Source organism: Labilibaculum manganireducens (assembly GCF_002843385.1).
Lineage (GTDB): Bacteria > Bacteroidota > Bacteroidia > Bacteroidales > Marinifilaceae > Labilibaculum > Labilibaculum manganireducens.
In genome coordinates, this window is sequence record NZ_MVDE01000079.1 from 1 (window position 1) to 1,827 (window position 1,827).

The 1,827-nt window shown below is 33.6% G+C and carries 2 protein-coding genes; both read right to left on the reverse strand.

From position 1 onward, the window contains the following. Positions 1–138: 138 nt before the first annotated feature. A complete protein-coding gene (locus BZG01_RS21225; RefSeq protein WP_101311835.1) occupies positions 139–840 on the reverse strand; it encodes a PIN domain-containing protein in 702 nt (233 codons plus the stop codon). Continuing rightward, positions 824–1,474, reverse strand: coding sequence for a hypothetical protein (locus BZG01_RS21230; protein WP_101311836.1), 651 nt, complete (start codon positions 1,472–1,474; stop codon positions 824–826). Before BZG01_RS21230 ends, BZG01_RS21225 begins: the two co-directional genes overlap by 17 nt. Between the last annotated feature and the right edge of the window lie 353 nt (positions 1,475–1,827).

Here is a 1,827-nt window from a genome sequence, read left to right on the forward strand (position 1 = left end):
TGTTAGACGTGATTCTTTATTCCCCTTAACTTAATCCCGATTCCTCGGGACCGTATACGAGACCCGTACGTACGGTGGTGTGAGAGGCACAGTGGCGGTCAATAGACCGTCACCTGTCTACTCGATTAGGCTCTGTTATTATTCTGCATGTCTATATAATTCATGAATCTTGTGCGTAAAATCAATTCCGTACCTTGCGGTATCTGCTTCAATTTCAGAAAATCTACCTCCATTTTTACCAAAATCACTTTCGTTTGATGAAACAAAAAAGATTTTTTCTCCATTTTTCCTATAAGACGAGATGTCAAGGCACGACTCCCATATGACACAATCCTTAAATTCATTCTTTATGCCTGGAGGTGTTTTAGATACAACTCTATCCCTCGCCAATTTAAGATATGGGTCATCTTTAATGAAATACGTTTTATTCAATAAATTTTGGATAACAAGCTCTAAGGTTGGCAAAAAGTCAACCGAATTTTTACTTATTTCCGATGATGGTTCTGACATGCCCAATCCACCAAGATATTTCATTATCTTATTATAATTCTTGATAGTTTGATTTATCAATTTTTCAGCTTGACCATAAGGTTCTGGATAATTATCTTTTAATTCCGTAATAACAATAATGGAAGACATAGAAATTGCATCCCCTCTGTCAATCTGTGCATTAATACGTTTTAATGTTTGTATGAAAGAATCATTTGTAGAATCAATTACTAAATTGAGCACATCTAAAATACCACATGTATCCCAAAAAAAGATATTCTTGCAGTTTGTAGGTATTTTCCCTGCAATTTCATCTTTTTCAATTATCTGTAAGCTATCTGTGTTTATCATACTCATTCAATAATTCACGTCCATACTCATAATCAATCACAATTTTTGAAACTAAGCGTTCTTCAGAAATGCCTATTTCATCAACTAAAAATTTTTCTAATTGTGAAGTCGTTAACTCGGACTCATTTTTATGTGCAGTTATTAAAAAACTAGCCCATCTTTCAAAATCAAGCGGATGAGTATTCAGCGTTGATTTATTTGCAGACTTAATCCACACTTGTAGTTTTTCAGCAACTTCCTGACCTGCATAGTCAACAATTGTTTTTGTGTCAGTAGAAAGGATAACATGATAATTTTCGTCAATATTTGGCTTTATCACTTTATCATAGAAACTGTCAAGAATTGAATTATACTGTTCAATACTTAATTGACCTGATTTATTTGGTGTTATATTGGTTATGCGAAGGTCACTTTCTTCACCGACAACCATCCAGACAAAGGCAATAGCTCCTTTAATAACTGGACTTTCAAATGTTAATACTTCATTTGTTTTTTTTCCAATCATTTTAGCGTAATCCTCAGATTTATCAGATACAAATTTAAAATCAGAAGAATCACTAATTTGAAGCTTTTCTACGAGAGAAATTAGTTTCTCTATGGAAGACTTTATCGTTAAATCTTTAAATGTTTTCATATTTTATTATTTTTTCATAATTGCACTGACTTTCGTTTTAATAGAGCCTAACGGTCTTGCTAAGTTGCGTGGGCGATTAAAAGAATCTCCCTTTCAAACCGCCAAATAAGCAAGCCGCATAAATTTGTTTATATTTTTGAACAAACCAATTGTATTGGCTTGCTGGTGTTCATTAATTGTATTAAACTATCAATTTGCTCATCAACGCCCATGACAATTTAGCTTTTGTGTGTGCCTTGAATGGTAAATTTAGTAAAAGTTCTTTTATAATGTTAAGTTTTGTAAAAGAAAGTCCAGAGGGTGTAAGTCCCTTATGCACTGGGGTGACTCCTGGAAGCATTAGCAAGTGGCAA